This window comes from Clostridium sp. SHJSY1 (assembly GCF_031626875.1).
In the GTDB taxonomy this organism is placed as follows: Bacteria; Bacillota; Clostridia; order Clostridiales; family Clostridiaceae; genus Clostridium.
This window is the reverse complement of the sequence record NZ_JANDMF010000006.1, coordinates 1-15,731: the sequence shown is the minus strand read 5'-3', so window position 1 is coordinate 15,731 and position 15,731 is coordinate 1. Positions and strand designations below refer to the sequence as shown.

Sequence of the window (15,731 nt, the reverse complement as noted above, 5' to 3'; positions counted from 1 at the left end):
AGGAATATAATTTATCTACTGTAAAACTAGTTTATATAAAATAAAAAAAGATTGCTTTTAGCAATCTTTTTTGCAATTAGGGCATAATCCATAGAAATAAACTTTATTAGATAAAACTTTAAAGTCGGTATATTTAGTTGCATCATCATTTAAGTAAGCTAAATCAAAAGATTTAAAATCATCTACTTTGCCACAATTAATACATTGAATATGGGGATGAGAGATAATATTACCATCATATCTAAAATTTCCTTCGCCAACATTAATTTCTTGTATTAAATCAACTTCTACTAAAGTTTTCAGTGCTTTATAAACAGTGGCTAAACTCATAGTAGGATAATCTGATTGAAGATCATTATATATCTTTTCTGCAGATGGATGAGCAGTTGTGCCCATAAGATATTTATATACAGCTAATCTTTGTGGAGTAAGTTTTAATTTTTTTTCTTTAAATATAGCAGTTATAGTGTCCATAAAATACATTCCTTCCATAATAATATAATTTATTATAGTTTACGGGGGAAGAAAAGTCAATCATTATTTCTAGAGTGTTATCAGTAGTTAATAATTACTATTAAAAATTCATGGAAATTAATGTGTATGTATTATTGATTTTGTAATTAAATGGTGCTAAACTTTAATGAGAGAGGATATAAGGAGGAATGGATATGGCAAAGTATAAAGTTGGAGAAAAACTAATAATAGTGAATGATCCTAATGAAGAAAAGGCAAAACTTAAAGAATTAACTGGCTTAACCGTAGAAGATGACTATGCTCAATTTTCTTGGGGTATAAAGATACTTGATGTTGAATATGATAAGCCTAATGTAACACTTACATATAGAAACTTTAAAGGTCAAAAAAATAAAGTTTTTGCAGTGTGTTCAGATATTGAAAATTTTGATCAAGAGAAAGTTTTGGAAAAAGCGTTATTAAAAGCTTTCCAAAATGAAATTATTGATATATCTGTTTTTAAGAATACTAATTTAGAAAAATAGAAGGTATTATACCTTCTTTTTTTATTTTCCTATAATTTCAGATTTTTATCTTTAATTTTTAACAAATCTATAATATAATAAGATAAATAGTAAATCAATAACAAAATTGAAATAAGATTTATTGTTTTCTAATTAAAGGGTGAGCGGAAAGTTTTATTACTGTGGGTTAGTAATGGAAAGATATATGGTAATTTATTTTAATTGGGTTAAGATAGAATACGAACAAGTAAATGCAATATTAAGTTAAAGGGTGATGAGTTTATGAGTAAATGTCCGTTTTGGTCAAATAGAAAAGAGAAAATAGAATGTTATAATTCATGTCCTATGAATACTTTTTTTGCTATAGAAGATAATTGTCCTTTTAAGGAGTATCTATCAAATAGTAAAATTGAGTTTAAGGATATTGAAGAGTTTGATTATTCTCATAAGGATAGGAGTATTGATTTTATATCTGAAATGATAAAATAGGAATAAAAAAGTGAAAAGTTAAAAAAATTAAAGCATAAAAACTATAACTGGTGAATTTAGAAAAAATCAAAAGATTTAATAAGGAGTAAAATCATATAAAATATGATTTTACTCCTTATTTTTATTTATAAAGTGAACTATATTTATGAAGCAAGTCTTGTTTTAGATTCCATAACTTAATGGATAAATCAACATAGTATGTATGTGGATTTTCAAATCTAAGAACTTCCGGCCAGATTTTTTTTTCTTCTTTTTTAGCAAAGTTCTTTATTTCTAAGACACTAGGACTTTTGTAAACTAATACACCCTCTTTAAATATAGGAACTAATAAATCTTTAGTATAGAAGTTAGTAATTTTTTTTCTCTTCCAAGTATGAATTGGGTTAAACAATTCTAAGACTTCATTTTCGTCAATTTTTTCGTTATGTAAAGTCAAAACATCAGCTAAAGCCATATGATTTTCTTTATCAAAAATTCGTACTACCTTTTTAAATCCTGGATTAGTGATTTTTTCATCATTTTCACTTATTTTAATTTTAGGGATTATTGAACCATCTTTTTCAACAGCAGAAAGTTTGTAAACACCACCAAAAACAGGTTCAGATTTTGCAGTTATTAATCTTTCACCAACTCCAAAGGAATCTATTGAAGCACCTTGTTCTAAGACATCTCTTATTATATATTCATCTAAAGAATTTGAAATAACTATTTTACAATCATGATAGCCTGCGTCATCAAGCATTTTTCTACATTGTTTAGTTAGATAAGTTATATCTCCTGAATCTATTCTGATTCCAGAAGGTTTAATTCCTTGAGGTTTTAATACTTCATTAAATACCTTTATTGCATTAGGTAATCCTGATTTTAGTACATTATAAGTATCAATTAATAAAACACAATTATCAGGATAAATTTCTGCCCATGATTTAAATGATTCATACTCTGTATCAAATAATTGTACCCAACTATGTGCCATTGTTCCTATAGCAGGAATATTAAATAGCTTGTCCGAAATGGTGCAAGCAGTTGAACTACATCCTCCAATTACAGCAGCACGTGCGCCATAGATAGCTCCATCATATCCTTGAGCTCTTCTTGAACCAAATTCCATGACAGGTCTTCCATTTGCAGCTCTACAAATTCTATTTGCTTTTGTTGCAATTAAGGTTTGATGATTTATGGTTAAAAGAATCATAGTTTCTACAAATTGGGCTTGTATTACTGGTCCTCTAACAGTTACTAATGGTTCATTTGGGAAGACGGGGTTTCCTTCTGGAACAGCCCAAACATCACATGAAAATTTGAAGTTTTTTAAGTAACTTAGAAATTCTTCAGAGAACATATTTTTATTTCTTAAATATTCTATATCATCTTCAGTGAAATTTAATGAGCTAAGATATTCAATAAGTTCTTCAACACCAGCCATTATACAGTATCCACCACCATCAGGAACTCTTCTAAAGAACATATCAAAATAAGCTATTTTATCTTGAAGACCTTTTTCTAGATAACCATTTCCCATAGTTAATTCATAGAAGTCAACAAGCATTGTTAGATTTCTATCATTATGCACATCAAATGTGTAAGTATTATTCATTTTTTATCGCCTCTTTCAAAATAAATGCTTATGCCTATTGTACCTCTGTAAGAAAATTATTACAATGAAAAGTGGTAAATTGGCAATACTTCAAATATGGGAGGCGTATTATATATGAAGTTGGATAAATATCAATTAGAAGCAGTAAAAGCAAAAGAAAAAAATATATTAGTGGTTGCAGCCCCAGGGTCAGGAAAGACAACAGTAATAATAAATAGGATAAATTATTTAGTAAGTAAGTTATCTGTAGATGAAGGCAATATAATAGTTTTAACATTTACTAAGGCTGCAGCACTTAATATGAAAAATAGATATTTAGATGGATTTAAAAGAGAAAGAAGCCCGTTTTTTGGAACTTTTCATGGATTGTTTTATAAAATTTTATTAAGAGAGGGGTATAAAATAGATATTATTCAAGGATTTATTTCAAATAAGATAGTGGAGGGGGTATTGAAAAAGTATTCAGATGATGTAAGTGAGGATAAGATTAAAGAAGCTATAAATAATATTTCTTTATTTAAAACATCTGGAGCATCACTAGACCAATTCAAACCATCTATTACAAAAGAAATCTTTATAGAGTGTTATGAAAAATACAGTAAACATAAAGAAGAAAATAATCTTTTAGATTTTGATGATTTGGCAATTATAACTTTAAAATTAATGAAAAATAATAAAAGGTTAAGAGAAGGATATAAGAGGATATTTGAATACATATTGGTAGATGAGTTTCAAGATTGTGATGAACTACAAATAGAATTTTTAAAAATGATGAATGAGACTAATTCTTTATTTGCAGTAGGGGATGAGGATCAATGTATATATTCATTTAGAGGTTCAAAGCCTGAATATATGGTCACTTTCAATAAGATATTTAAAGATGGAAAAAAGTATTATCTTTCTAAAAACTATAGAAGTAATAGGAATATAATTGAAGCTTCAAAAAAAGTTATTGCTTGCAATAAGGAAAGAAATAATAAAGAGATTTTTTCAAATAAAGAGACAGATGGAATAATTAGTTGTTTACCTGCTTATGATGAAAGAATTCAAGGAGAAGAGATATATAGATGTATAAAAGATCTTGAAGCAAGTGGTAAATATAGTTATAAGGATAATATGATTCTATATAGAACTAATATGGAATCAATGAGTATAGTTGATACCTTTATAAGATATAAGATTCCTTTCACAATGCTTGATAAAGAGTACAATTTTTTTAATCACTTTATATGTAAGGATTTAATAGCATATCTTTCACTAGCTAATAATCCTTATGATAGAGGAGCTTTTATAAGTATTATAAATAAACCTTTTAGATATATAAGTAAAACTGCTTTAGTATATGTGAGAGAATATAGGGATGAGTTGAATCCCTTTGATATATTAATTAATAAGGTAGATACTCAGCCATTTCAAAAGAAAAAGTTAGATGAATTAAAAAGAGATTTCAATTATATAAAAAAGTCTTCTTTAAATAGCAGTATTCAATTTATAATAACTGATTTAGGATATATAGATTATTTAAAGGCTTATGCTGAGAAGTTTAAAAGCAACTTTGAGGATTTAGAAGATATTTTAGAAGAATTTAAAATTTCAGCAGCTTCATTTAGTAGTATTCCAGAATTTTTTGCGCATATTGATGAAGTGAGTAAAAAGCTTGAAGAAAGTAAAAGGAGTAAGAATGAGGATAGGGTTCTTTTGAGTACTATCCATGGAGTAAAGGGGATGGAGTTTAAAAATGTATTCATGATTAATTGTAATGAAGATACGATTCCTCATGCTTCTAATGATAACATAGAAGAGGAAAGAAGACTTTTTTATGTAGGGGTAACTAGAGCTATAGACAATTTATATCTTTTTACACCTAAAATGAGAAAAGGAAAGTTTAAGGAAGTTTCTAGATTTATTTTAGAAGGTGATTTTATTGATAAAAGTAAGTCAGAACATGGGTTGAAGGCAGAAACGGATGTGCATCATAGAGCTTTTGGAAATGGTAAGGTAAAAGAAGTTAATGGGGATGAAATCAAGATAAAATTTGATGATGGAATAATGAGAAAATTTTCTGAAAAAGTTCTTACAACTAATGGATTATTAATGATAATTGATTAACTGAAATAAAGAGATAATCTAATAAAAAACATAGGTTCGTTCCATTCCTGTAAATGATTAAATTTAGGTCAAGGGATGGAGTGATTTTGATGGCAAAATTACGATTAAAAACGCTAAGAATTAACAATAATTCAATGAAAACATTAGGTCAATGTCATGGTGAATATATGGATTATTGTAAGGCAATAGGGCAAAGAGAAGGTACTTTAATAAGTAAAAAGAAATTCTATGATTATCAATTATTGAAACTTGTATCAGAAGAAGAACCAATAGGAAATTTAACTAAAGAAAAGATACAAAAACATATTAATTTCATGATTGAACATGGATACAAAGGAAATTATTATCAGACATATGTTATTAAACTAAGAGCATTTTTAACTTTTTGTTTTAAGAGAGAATATTTAAGTAAGTTTGATGTGAAGATTCCTAATGTATTATTAGAAAAGAAAACTGTTTATACAGAATCGGAGATAAAAGATTTATTAAAAAAACCTAATTTAAATACTTGTTTGGTTGGAGATTATAGGTCATGGACTATGGTTAATTTTTTATTGGGTACTGGTTGTAGAAGTGAAACTTTGCTTAATGTTAAAGTCAAAGACATTAATTTTGAACTTGAATATATTCTGTTTAGTCATATGAAAACAAAAAGACAAGTTACAGTACCTTTAAGTAATACTTTGAAAGTTGTTTTAATTGAATATATATCAAACATGGGATTAAAAGATGAGAATATATTGTTTCCTAAATTAGATGGAACTAAAATGAGTTATGATACAATGCATCAAAATCTAAGTTGTTATTTTAAGCATTGTAAGGTAAAGATGAGAGGTGTAAATACTTTTAGAAATACATTTGCTACTATGTTTATTAAAAATGGTGGAGATATCTATAGGTTGAAATCTTGTCTACATCATACTAATATAAAAACTACTGAGAGATATGTAAATTTATTGCCTTTAGAATTAAAGGAAGATACATTAAAATTTAATCCACTAGATGTATTAAGTACAGGAAATAAAAAAATAAAGTTGAAGAAATAGTGATTATAAAATATATATCTAGTCAATAATCCAAATGTAAAGTTTTTTTATTGCAAATTACCTCGAATCAATAAGTCCAAAGAGAATCTGAAATAGGTTCTCTTTTTAGTATGTAGAAATTATAGATTAGACAAACTTGCTATAAGCTAAATATTTAAGTAAGTTATTTTTTATAGTATAATAATAAAAATGGGCAAACTTTAGGTGGGAAACTAGAAGTAAATTAAATACAAATGAGGAGGATTAATGAGTACAATAAAAGTAAATCCAGAGAAACTTCTAAAGTTTGCGAAAGATATGATTGACATAAAATATGAACTTGACCTAATAATGAAAGATGTAGAAACAATAGAAGATACCTTGGACTTAGTTAGAGATGTTGATACACGTAATCAAAGAGAGCAGTTATCTTATGTTCAAGATATGGGATATTATATTTCTAGGGAGCTTAATGATTTTGCTGAAGACTTGCATTATGCAGGTACTCAATATAAATCAGTAGAAGAAAATATAAAAAATTCAATAGGTGCAATGTTTCAAAATTATCATATGAAAGGAATTGCAGATAAAGTAAAACAAGGGAAGAATATTATTTTTCCTTTATCAGTTCCTAATAAGTATGTAGATTATGAAGATTACCTTATTAGCGAAGAAGAAGCTAATAAATACTTTACTATGGGAGTGTTTGGGGCAAGCACAGTTAATGGGAAAAAGGCTAAGGATATGCCCTCAAGGATAGCGTATAAAAAAGATGGACATTTATATATATATGTACTTTGTGAAGTTCCAGAAGTTGAGCCTATTTTGGGTGGAGAAATTAAAGTATCGTATGATGGGTTAAATCCACAAATGGTGGAGCAAATAAAGAAATATAAATATCAACAAGTCTATACTAGTGAACCTAAAATTGAAAGACTAGATGGTGTTATTCCTTTTGGAGTGGATGGAGGACGTATCAATCAACCTGCTACAGTAGGAGAACTAATAGAATTCATGAATAAAAGGGAAGGTGTTAGTGCAAGATTTGCAAGTGGTGATGAAGAAGCATACTTGAAATTTGTTGGTGCAGAAGCGTCTCACATGATGATGGTTGATGGAACATCTGATATGATATTTAGAAAAGATGTATCTTCAAGGTGGACAGCACTTCATGAGTGGTTACATAGGCACTTACAAACTAAAAATGGAGAAATTACACCAGGAGAAGATAGAATAATCGAAAGCTTTTTAGAAAGACATAAGGGGGTTTTAAGAATTGGAAACAAATAAAAAATATGAAATTGAACAATTATTTCCTATAGTAGACCAAAATTATCTGATAGTTAATTTAAAAGTGGATAGTTGGACAATAATCAAAGAAGAAAAGAGAGCATCTATTGTATTCAAAAATGAACATGTATCTTTCAAGTATGTTGGATATAGTAATGTAAATGGGAAAGTTATGTTGAAACTTATTCCGGTAACTGGTGAAGAACTTAAGAAAGTAATAAGTTTAAAAGACAGTACTGAAAAGCCATATTTAGAAATATAGTGGATTACAATAGATGAATAAATATATATGCCCAGTATGTGGATATGATGAATTAGAAGAGGCACCAAGAGACGAGACTGGTAGACCATCGTTTGATATTTGCGATTGTTGTGGGGTCAAATTTGGCTATGAAGATTGTACTAAGAAAAGTATAAAAAAATATAGAGATAAATGGATAAAAGAAGGGTGTAATTGGACTAGTGAAGAATTAAAACCAGATGAATGGAATATAGAAAAGCAATTAAAAAATATTGGGATTAACTTATAAAAAGAGTAATGGAGACTTAATATCATGGAGATATTATTTAAAGATACCCCAATAGGAAAAACTATAAAAACATCTGGGGAACAACGTTGGGTATATGGAGAGTTTGAACCGTATGATAATTTTGAACAATATAGAGAGCTATTTAAGGCTATAGTTTGTGAAGATGGTTTTGATTTAGAAGAATTTGATAGTGAGTTATTAGATGAAAATAACTGGTTTATTATTAATGAGAACCAAGAGACTAAAGGAATTGAAATTCCTGCAATTTATGAAGATGGAGATATAGCATTTAGGTATAGATAATAGAGTCTAGAAATAGGCTCTTTTTAAAAATAATCTAACAAATAAATATAAATAAGATTATTTGAATATATAATATATATCTAAGAATAAGATTTTATATATAACTAGAAAAGGAAGTTTTTAAATGACGTATCTAGATGTTATTAGAGAAAATATAGAAAAAGGACATTTACAAGAAGCAGTAAAAGACATGATGGTATTAATGCGTTCTGGCAATAGAGGAGTAATAAATTTAGTATATTATAATTTTAATAATGGTAAAACATTAAAAACTATAATTGGTGAAAGAAAGATTAAAATAGCTGAAACTAGTAATATAAGAAATGTTAATAAGCTTAGACTTGATTTGTATTATTATTGGAATTCAAATGGAGATAATATTACTATAGATTATTTAAATAAATATAAGGTACAAGAAATATTTAATAAAATATGTAGAGCATTATAGAAGGTTTTATAGACTTCTATTTTCATAAATAAATTAAAAGTATGTAAGAATGATTATGTAGGTTCCCTTATATAGTGAGCCTTTTTATGTTTCGCAATTGTAACATAAATAAATATAAAAGAATGACTTCATAGGGGAGAAGCCATTCTGTATATGTACATTATCTATTTTTAGGGGGGATAAATAATGTTTTATTAACTTTATGAGTTTATTATATAGGAGAATTGTGGCAATATGATGTTTACATTATGGAATTATTATGTGAAATAAATATAAAAGATTACTATCAAATTGATATTGGATATTTTTGGGAGATAAATAAATATAATGTATACGATAAGTAAATTCACAATGCAGAATGGCTATATAACTAAGTTTGAGTTGTTATTGTGATTTTTTGTGTTATAAAATATTTGATTTGTCTGAGAGGTTTTAGGAGTGAAGACGATAAAGTTATCGATGGAAGCTTTATAAAGGCTGTATGGGACAGATATTAAGCTAAAACAATTAGGAAATAAATATAATTAATAAGGTTTAATATATTAAAAGTTTTAAACATCTGGATTATGATGATGTAAAAATAACACTTACAGATTGTAAATAAATTAAATAGATATTTTAGCATAGGAATTAACCCTGTGCTTTTTTGTTGTATATAAGAAGATAAATTCAAATAAATATAAAAGAATAATGGAGATGATTTAGAGCTATTTTAGGAACTCAAATAAATTTAATTAATAGGGGTAGCATTACATAAGAAAGAAATGGCATAACAAAGCTATTCATTAAGAAATGGTGTTAATCTGTGAAATTATCATAACTAAATAGTATAAAAGAAGAGATGATAAAGATGTAGCTGTAACTAATTGAACCAATAATTATACCAAATAAATATAATAGATTAAAGTTTGATATTGTATAGTTAAATAAATATAATTGATGATATAGCGAGAAAATGTTATATTTATTTACCTATATGACATTTTTGAATAAAATATTGATGAATATTAGTGAATGTGATAATATTTAATTGAAATCTAATAAACAAAAGATAAAATGGTGAGGTGATAGTATGTATCAAGAGAATAAGTATAAATATAAAATATTGGATTTATTATCTTTGGGGGATTTTGATTTACATTTAGGACAGAGAAGGTATACTTGGTCAGAAGAATTAGTAAAGAAACTTCTAGAAGACATAGACAAGCTAGATAAAAGTAATGAACATCCTATAGGAACTATAGAAGTAAGAGAGTATAAGAATAAATATGGGATAACAATAAGATCGCTTATAGATGGTCAGCAGAGGAGCTCGGTATTGCTCTTAATAATAAGTGAAATTGCATCTAAAATGGAGTTTTTCCAGAATGTTGGTAAAATAGATGAAGAAATTGAAAGATATAAAAATTATAAAGAAATGTTAGAACAATTAATGTATAGTCGGAGATTTGGGAATTATTGCTATAAAAGAAGTTATAAATTAAATATTTATAAAAATGATCAACCTATATTTCGAAAATTATTATTTAATGAGCAGATAAAAGATAGTGAAATAAAAACTGTATCACATGAAAAGTTAATAAATGCAAAAAAACTAATAGCAGAGTATCTGAAAAAATTTGATGGAGAAGAGTTAATATTGTTTATGTATAAGTTGTTGAACCAAATAACAGTAATAATGTATTCTTCGCCAAAAGAGGAAGACCCTTATGAGTCATTTCGTAGAAAGAATGCAAACAAAGAAACATTAGATGAATCAGATCATGTAAGAAATATTATATTTAAAGAAATAGATGATGGAACAAATGAAAGTTATGAAATAATGAACTTATGGGAAGAGATGGTTAATAAACTTACTCCATCTAAAATTGAAAGTAAAGATTTAATGACAAAAATTAATACAAATAACTTTTTAAAATACTATATAATGAGCAAAGGGAAATATGTAAATAAGAGTGGAATACCAAAATACTTTGAAAACTTAAAAATGGATTGTAATGAAATGAAAAATTTAGTTAAGGAATTAGATAAAAAAGCAACTAAATATATTGAATTTTTAAAAGGAATAGGGAATAAAAGTATATCCGATATAAAAAAACTACGAGTTACACAGACAACTATTGTTCTTATATCAGCAATAAAATTATCTGAAAATGACATTAATGAAATAAGTGAGTTATTAGAAAAAATATCATTTTGTAGTGCTATGGGAGAAATTAAACCCAATAAGCTTGAAAGATTCTTTACTGAGGTAGCTGGATTAATTGAAAATAACAAAATAAATAGTGCAAAAGAAAAACTTAAATCATTAATAGAAGAAAGCAAAGAAGCAGTTGTTAATACAATATTAAATAAAAGTTTTACTACAGCATATGAAAAGAAAAAAGTTAAATATATATTAAACAAAATTGCAACAGCGTTAGATGGTGGAGACTATAGTGCATGGGATTTGGAGCATATTATGCTTGAAAAGAGAGATTTTGTGGCATGGGCTGAGTGTAGCCAATATAGATGGTTTAAAGATGAGAGTTTATATAATAATTTAATTGGGAAAATAGGAAATATGACGTTGTTAACTCGTAGTGATAATGTAGCATTAAAAAAGAAATCATATAATGATAAGTGTGAAGTTTATAAGAAAATTAGTTGCAGATTAACATCATCTATTGCAGGGGAGCTTTCAACGGGGACAAGGCAAACAAGATTTGATAGAATATTAAATGTTTCTAAATATATTCCTTCTGATGAATGGGGAAAAGATGAGATAAACAACAGGGGTATATGGCTAACCAACTTGATAAACTATATATGGTTTGATGTTGAAGATATTAATGATATGCAATATATAGAAAAATCCTTTTGAGTTTGTTCAATATAAAGGAATTTAACCCTTTTTATAGAAATATATCTATGAGAGGGGTGAGAGATAATGGGTAAAGTAGATGAAAATAAATACAATGATATAAAAGAAATAATAGAAAAATATAAGTATAGTAGAGAATTTAGTTTTTATTCAACTAGATATAAAAAGGAAATAGGGGATTTATTTTATGGTAGCATAAAGAATAATGACGATGTTGAAAAGATAAAACAGAATGTTGAAAATATAATTAATTATTTTAAAAGCTTTAAATATCGTTTGGCTCAAGAAGATATAAAATCGATGGAACTAGAACTTGGAAAATATGAAATTGCAATGAGAAAAGTAATCCAGTGTTATGAAATTTGTGATTTTAATTATTCTCCAGATAAACTAATCGAGTTTATTAATAATTTAGATAAATATGAAAAAGGTATAGCTGATGTTAGAATGCGTTTGTGCTGTCAAGATTAAATTGAAGCATATTTTTGAAAGGAATGAAAATGGATGGATAAATGTGATGAGAAAAGAATAAGAAGTGTGGCTTATGACTTATGTTTAGGTATAAATCAATTAATAGATAGAGGATGTTTGGAAAAATGTAACGATATTGAAGATAAAGTGCTTAATGGCAACATGATAGAGTATATTTTAAATAAATATAAAGATTCGGAGATACATGAATTTGAATCTTTTACATTTGGCGATAAAAATAAAGAGGCTTTATTGAAACTTGATAGATTATTATTTCCATATGTGAATGTTATTAAAAATTATAAAATAAACAATAATGGTCTGATTTTAGCTAGTTCAATATTAGCAAATCTATTATATAATGAGTTTTAAAAGGTATAATAATTGATATAAATTTAGTTGGTTAATAATTTGAGGGAGATGAATTATGAGTAATTCTAAGGGAATTTTAACAATTGTTTTAGGAATAGCATCTTGTATTATATTTTTTGTGGCAGGGATTGATTTAGGAAATACAGGAGATAAAATGCAACAATTAAAATCTCAATCAGGAACAACGGTTGCAGAAGCTTATTATCAAGATATTGGAAGTATGAATAAAGGGCTGGGAAAACTCTGTTATGGATTAGGAATTGCCAGTCTTGCTATATCGATTGGATTAAGTAAAAATAATGTTTCTGAAGACATTAAGAAATCTAAAAGTGTTGAATAAGAGGTGTTAGTCGATGAAGAATAAATTACTTAAACATAAAAAGATATGTGTGATAGTTAGTTTAACACTAATAACTTTAATTGTAATAATGTCAATAGGATATTTTTATTATGGTGTAGGAATGTCTCAAAATACAAAAATTGAGAGGATACAAGCAATAATAAAAAATAAGAATTATTCAAAAGCTAAAGAAGTGACTGATAGGTATTTTAAAGAGAATGATGAATTAAGTAAAGCACAAAATGCTTATATGAAAGCTAATATTAATATATGTGAAATATCAAATGCAAGTAGTGTGGATGAAGCTGTAGCAAATAGTAAAATTATTAATAAAGCAAATATCAAACAGACAAGTAATAATAGTAGTAAGTATATAAAAGTAATTAAAGCTGAAACAATCAATAACACAAATGAAGCAACACAAGTTACAGTAAAGAATATTAGTAATTCTAAGATAAGCTCTGTAATGATTGGATTAGACTATTTAGATGATTCAGGGAAACTTTTAAAGTCGGAAGCATATAATGATAATCAAAACATACAACCTAATAATACAGGGGTGTTAACTAAAGCAGTGCCTGATGGACTTGAATATAGCAAAGTAAATGTTTATGTGGTAACTATCGAATAATTTTGATAATAATAAATTAAAAGAATTATTTTAGGCGAGGTGTTTTTAATCTCGTCTTTTATATCAAAAAATTGCAGTAAATAAATATAATTAATTATATGTAAGGGGCTGTCGCACTAAAAATTAGTGCGCAGCTCATTTTTGTACAAAAAAATAAATCCCAGATTCTATGAATCTGAGATTTATGATAAAATATTTTTCATGCAAACTAAAAACATTTTACAAAAAGATTATACAATTAACCAGAAGTTTTATCAATTAAAACTTCCACTAAATATTGATTACATGATACCAACTGATGATTCTGTGCGTTTACTAAGTCAATTTGTAGAGGAGATAGATTTAACAGATTTATATTCGACTTATTCCAAGATAAAGGAAAATCAAGTATCGCCAAGAAAAATGTTGAAAATCATGCTTTATGCTTACATGAGTAGCCTTTATTCATCGCGAAAAATTGAAACTGCATGTCGTAGAGATATTAATTTTATGTTTTTACTTGAAGATTCAACGGTTCCAGATCATGCAACAATTGCAAGATTCAGAACCTTACATTTTGCTCCATGTGCAGAAAGTATTCTTGCTCAGATGAGTAATTTTCTTTATGCTATTGGTGAAATTTCTGGAGAAGCTATCTTTATTGATGGTACAAAAATTGAAGCTTGTGCAAACAAATACACCTTTGTTTGGAAGAAAGCTGTTACAAAAAACATGGAAAAACTACTAATAAAAATAGCCGACCTTGTAAAAGAGTGTGAGGAACTTTATGGTATTAAGGTTGCTTATAGAAATACTGTGCAAATGAAACATGTAAAAAAGCTTAGAAAGAAGCTTTTTGCATTAAAAAAATCTGAAGAAATAGAATTTGTACATGGTTGCGGAAAAAGAAAATCGCAATTACAACGATCAATTGAAGCTCTTGAGGAATATCTTTTAAAGTTTAAGGAATATACAAAAAAAGTATACACTTGCGGTAGTCGTAACAGTTATTCAAAAACTGATGTTGATGCTACATTTATAAGAATGAAAGAAGATGCTATGAAAAATGGACAGCTTAAACCAGCTTATAATTTGCAACATGGAGTAGATTCAGAATATATAACATGGCTTACTATTGAAGCAAAGCCAACAGACACAACAACACTTATACCTTTTCTTGAAAGCATGGAAAAAAATCTAAATTTTAAATATTTAAAAATAGTTGCAGATGCTGGATATGAAAGTGAACAAAACTATTCATTTATTGAAGGAAACAATCAAATAGCCTTTATTAAACCAGCTAACTATGAGGTATCAAAAAAAAGAAAATATAGAGATGATATTAGTAAAATAGAAAATATGATTTACAATGAACAAGGAGATTATTACATATGTAAAAATAACAAAAAACTGAAAGTGGATGGTGTAAAAATAAGAAAATCTAAAACAGGATACACAAGTGAAAAAACAGTGTATATTTGCGAAGATTGTTCTAATTGCAGTTATAAAAGCAGTTGTATAAGGGGCAATAATTCCAAAACACCATTAGAAGAAAGAACTAAAAAATTTGAAACATCAAAAAAATTCAATCTTCAAAGAAGCGAAGATTTAGAAAGAATTATAAGTGATGAAGAATGTTTACTTAGAGTAAATAGAAGTATACAAGCTGAAGGCTCCTTTGCTCAGATAAAGCAAGACATGGGGTTTAGAAGATTCATGTGTCGTGGACAGCAAAATGTATTAGCTGAAAGTGTACTTCTTGCTATGGCACATAATGTAAATAAGTTACATAACAAAATTCAAGCAGACCGAACTGGTAAGCATCTATTTCAATTAAAAAAATCTGCATAAATTTAATTTTAAAAAAGTCTTTCAAATAGGCTTATTAAAGTGCGTCCATTTTTAGAAATTTTAAAATCGTAAAAATATAACATATAGAAAATGGTGTGTAAAATTCAAAAAGGGAGCTATCGCTAACGGATTGTGTAAATTGTTAAGTTTTAGTACAATGTAAAAAAATATAAACCAGTTAACCTTAGAAGGCAGTGGCTAGGAGTAAAATCTTAGTTACTGCTTTCTTTTTTTGTTTACATATAAATTGTAATTTTGTTTTAGTTTGGATATACTTTAGATATAATCGTACGTGAATGGAATGAACTAATAAAATATAAATCGGAATACTTAAAAAATCCCACCATATCTACATTTCAAAAATAGTCTATGAATTTAACATGGAGTAAAGGGGATGGAGTTTAAAAATGTATTCATGATTAATTGTAATGAAGATACGATTCCTCATGCTTCTAA

Annotated in this window: 17 protein-coding genes; 15 read left to right on the top strand and 2 right to left on the bottom strand. The window is 27.1% G+C overall.

Annotated elements, in window-relative coordinates:
* Nucleotides 1-57 precede the first annotated feature (57 nt).
* On the bottom strand, nt 58-474 hold the full coding sequence (locus NNC19_RS05075; RefSeq protein ID WP_310937537.1) for a Fur family transcriptional regulator: 417 nt from the start codon (nt 472-474) through the stop codon (nt 58-60).
* Between the two features lie 194 nt (nt 475-668).
* On the opposite strand from NNC19_RS05075, the gene NNC19_RS05070 reads away from it, so the two are divergent.
* On the top strand, nt 669-998 hold the full coding sequence (locus NNC19_RS05070; RefSeq protein WP_310937536.1) for a hypothetical protein: 330 nt from the start codon (nt 669-671) through the stop codon (nt 996-998).
* A gap of 261 nt (nt 999-1,259) precedes the next feature.
* Nucleotides 1,260-1,466: a hypothetical protein gene (locus NNC19_RS05065; RefSeq protein ID WP_310937535.1), complete on the top strand. Its 207-nt coding sequence runs from the start codon at nt 1,260-1,262 to the stop codon at nt 1,464-1,466.
* A 121-nt stretch (nt 1,467-1,587) separates the two neighbouring features.
* Here NNC19_RS05065 and NNC19_RS05060 read toward each other — a convergent pair whose 3' ends face one another.
* Nucleotides 1,588-3,063, bottom strand: a complete 1,476-nt coding sequence (locus tag NNC19_RS05060; protein WP_310937534.1) for a nicotinate phosphoribosyltransferase — start codon at nt 3,061-3,063, stop codon at nt 1,588-1,590.
* 114 nt (nt 3,064-3,177) lie between these two features.
* Here NNC19_RS05060 and NNC19_RS05055 point away from each other — a divergent pair, with 114 nt between their 5' ends.
* The 13 genes from NNC19_RS05055 to NNC19_RS04995 all read left to right on the top strand — a co-directional run bounded on the left by NNC19_RS05055 (nt 3,178) and on the right by NNC19_RS04995 (nt 15,275).
* Nucleotides 3,178-5,172 (top strand): ATP-dependent helicase, encoded by a 1,995-nt coding sequence (locus tag NNC19_RS05055; protein ID WP_310937533.1) that lies wholly within the window; start codon nt 3,178-3,180, stop codon nt 5,170-5,172.
* 89 nt (nt 5,173-5,261) lie between these two features.
* Nucleotides 5,262-6,218 (top strand): site-specific integrase, encoded by a 957-nt coding sequence (locus NNC19_RS05050; RefSeq protein WP_310937532.1) that lies wholly within the window; start codon nt 5,262-5,264, stop codon nt 6,216-6,218.
* 246 nt (nt 6,219-6,464) lie between these two features.
* Entirely contained in the window at nt 6,465-7,487 is a 1,023-nt protein-coding gene (locus tag NNC19_RS05045) for a hypothetical protein (RefSeq protein ID WP_310937531.1), read from the top strand.
* Nucleotides 7,474-7,749, top strand: coding sequence for a hypothetical protein (locus NNC19_RS05040; protein ID WP_310937530.1), 276 nt, complete (start codon nt 7,474-7,476; stop codon nt 7,747-7,749). Before NNC19_RS05045 ends, NNC19_RS05040 begins: the two co-directional genes overlap by 14 nt.
* 13 nt (nt 7,750-7,762) lie before the next feature.
* Nucleotides 7,763-8,017, top strand: coding sequence for a hypothetical protein (locus tag NNC19_RS05035; RefSeq protein ID WP_310937529.1), 255 nt, complete (start codon nt 7,763-7,765; stop codon nt 8,015-8,017).
* 24 nt (nt 8,018-8,041) lie between these two features.
* Nucleotides 8,042-8,320: a hypothetical protein gene (locus NNC19_RS05030; protein ID WP_310937528.1), complete on the top strand. Its 279-nt coding sequence runs from the start codon at nt 8,042-8,044 to the stop codon at nt 8,318-8,320.
* 124 nt (nt 8,321-8,444) lie between these two features.
* Nucleotides 8,445-8,768, top strand: a complete 324-nt coding sequence (locus tag NNC19_RS05025; protein WP_310937527.1) for a hypothetical protein — start codon at nt 8,445-8,447, stop codon at nt 8,766-8,768.
* 1,072 nt (nt 8,769-9,840) lie between these two features.
* Nucleotides 9,841-11,631, top strand: coding sequence for a DUF262 domain-containing protein (locus NNC19_RS05020; RefSeq protein ID WP_310937526.1), 1,791 nt, complete (start codon nt 9,841-9,843; stop codon nt 11,629-11,631).
* Nucleotides 11,632-11,697: 66 nt separating this feature from the next.
* A complete protein-coding gene (locus NNC19_RS05015; protein ID WP_310937525.1) occupies nt 11,698-12,102 on the top strand; it encodes a hypothetical protein in 405 nt (134 codons plus the stop codon).
* A 33-nt stretch (nt 12,103-12,135) separates the two neighbouring features.
* Nucleotides 12,136-12,474, top strand: coding sequence for a hypothetical protein (locus NNC19_RS05010; protein ID WP_310937524.1), 339 nt, complete (start codon nt 12,136-12,138; stop codon nt 12,472-12,474).
* Between the two features lie 55 nt (nt 12,475-12,529).
* Complete coding sequence (locus NNC19_RS05005) at nt 12,530-12,814, top strand: hypothetical protein (RefSeq protein ID WP_310937523.1); 285 nt, start codon at nt 12,530-12,532, stop codon at nt 12,812-12,814.
* A 13-nt stretch (nt 12,815-12,827) separates the two neighbouring features.
* The gene (locus NNC19_RS05000; protein WP_310937522.1) at nt 12,828-13,445 is read left to right on the top strand and encodes a hypothetical protein; all 618 of its coding nucleotides are present in this window, start codon (nt 12,828-12,830) and stop codon (nt 13,443-13,445) included.
* 141 nt (nt 13,446-13,586) lie between these two features.
* A complete protein-coding gene (locus NNC19_RS04995) occupies nt 13,587-15,275 on the top strand; it encodes an IS1182 family transposase (protein ID WP_396136397.1) in 1,689 nt (562 codons plus the stop codon).
* Nucleotides 15,276-15,731 lie beyond the last annotated feature (456 nt).

Bases quoted from the DNA above. Each gene is read 5' to 3' on its own strand.
- NNC19_RS05075 (WP_310937537.1), bottom strand. From the start codon at position 474: ATGGACACTATAACTGCTATATTTAAAGAAAAAAAATTAAAACTTACT.
- NNC19_RS05070 (WP_310937536.1), top strand. From the start codon at position 669: ATGGCAAAGTATAAAGTTGGAGAAAAACTAATAATAGTGAATGATCCT.
- NNC19_RS05065 (WP_310937535.1), top strand. From the start codon at position 1,260: ATGAGTAAATGTCCGTTTTGGTCAAATAGAAAAGAGAAAATAGAATGT.
- NNC19_RS05060 (WP_310937534.1), bottom strand. From the start codon at position 3,063: ATGAATAATACTTACACATTTGATGTGCATAATGATAGAAATCTAACA.
- NNC19_RS05055 (WP_310937533.1), top strand. From the start codon at position 3,178: ATGAAGTTGGATAAATATCAATTAGAAGCAGTAAAAGCAAAAGAAAAA.
- NNC19_RS05050 (WP_310937532.1), top strand. From the start codon at position 5,262: ATGGCAAAATTACGATTAAAAACGCTAAGAATTAACAATAATTCAATG.
- NNC19_RS05045 (WP_310937531.1), top strand. From the start codon at position 6,465: ATGAGTACAATAAAAGTAAATCCAGAGAAACTTCTAAAGTTTGCGAAA.
- NNC19_RS05035 (WP_310937529.1), top strand. From the start codon at position 7,763: ATGAATAAATATATATGCCCAGTATGTGGATATGATGAATTAGAAGAG.
- NNC19_RS05030 (WP_310937528.1), top strand. From the start codon at position 8,042: ATGGAGATATTATTTAAAGATACCCCAATAGGAAAAACTATAAAAACA.
- NNC19_RS05025 (WP_310937527.1), top strand. From the start codon at position 8,445: ATGACGTATCTAGATGTTATTAGAGAAAATATAGAAAAAGGACATTTA.
- NNC19_RS05020 (WP_310937526.1), top strand. From the start codon at position 9,841: ATGTATCAAGAGAATAAGTATAAATATAAAATATTGGATTTATTATCT.
- NNC19_RS05015 (WP_310937525.1), top strand. From the start codon at position 11,698: ATGGGTAAAGTAGATGAAAATAAATACAATGATATAAAAGAAATAATA.
- NNC19_RS05010 (WP_310937524.1), top strand. From the start codon at position 12,136: ATGGATAAATGTGATGAGAAAAGAATAAGAAGTGTGGCTTATGACTTA.
- NNC19_RS05005 (WP_310937523.1), top strand. From the start codon at position 12,530: ATGAGTAATTCTAAGGGAATTTTAACAATTGTTTTAGGAATAGCATCT.
- NNC19_RS05000 (WP_310937522.1), top strand. From the start codon at position 12,828: ATGAAGAATAAATTACTTAAACATAAAAAGATATGTGTGATAGTTAGT.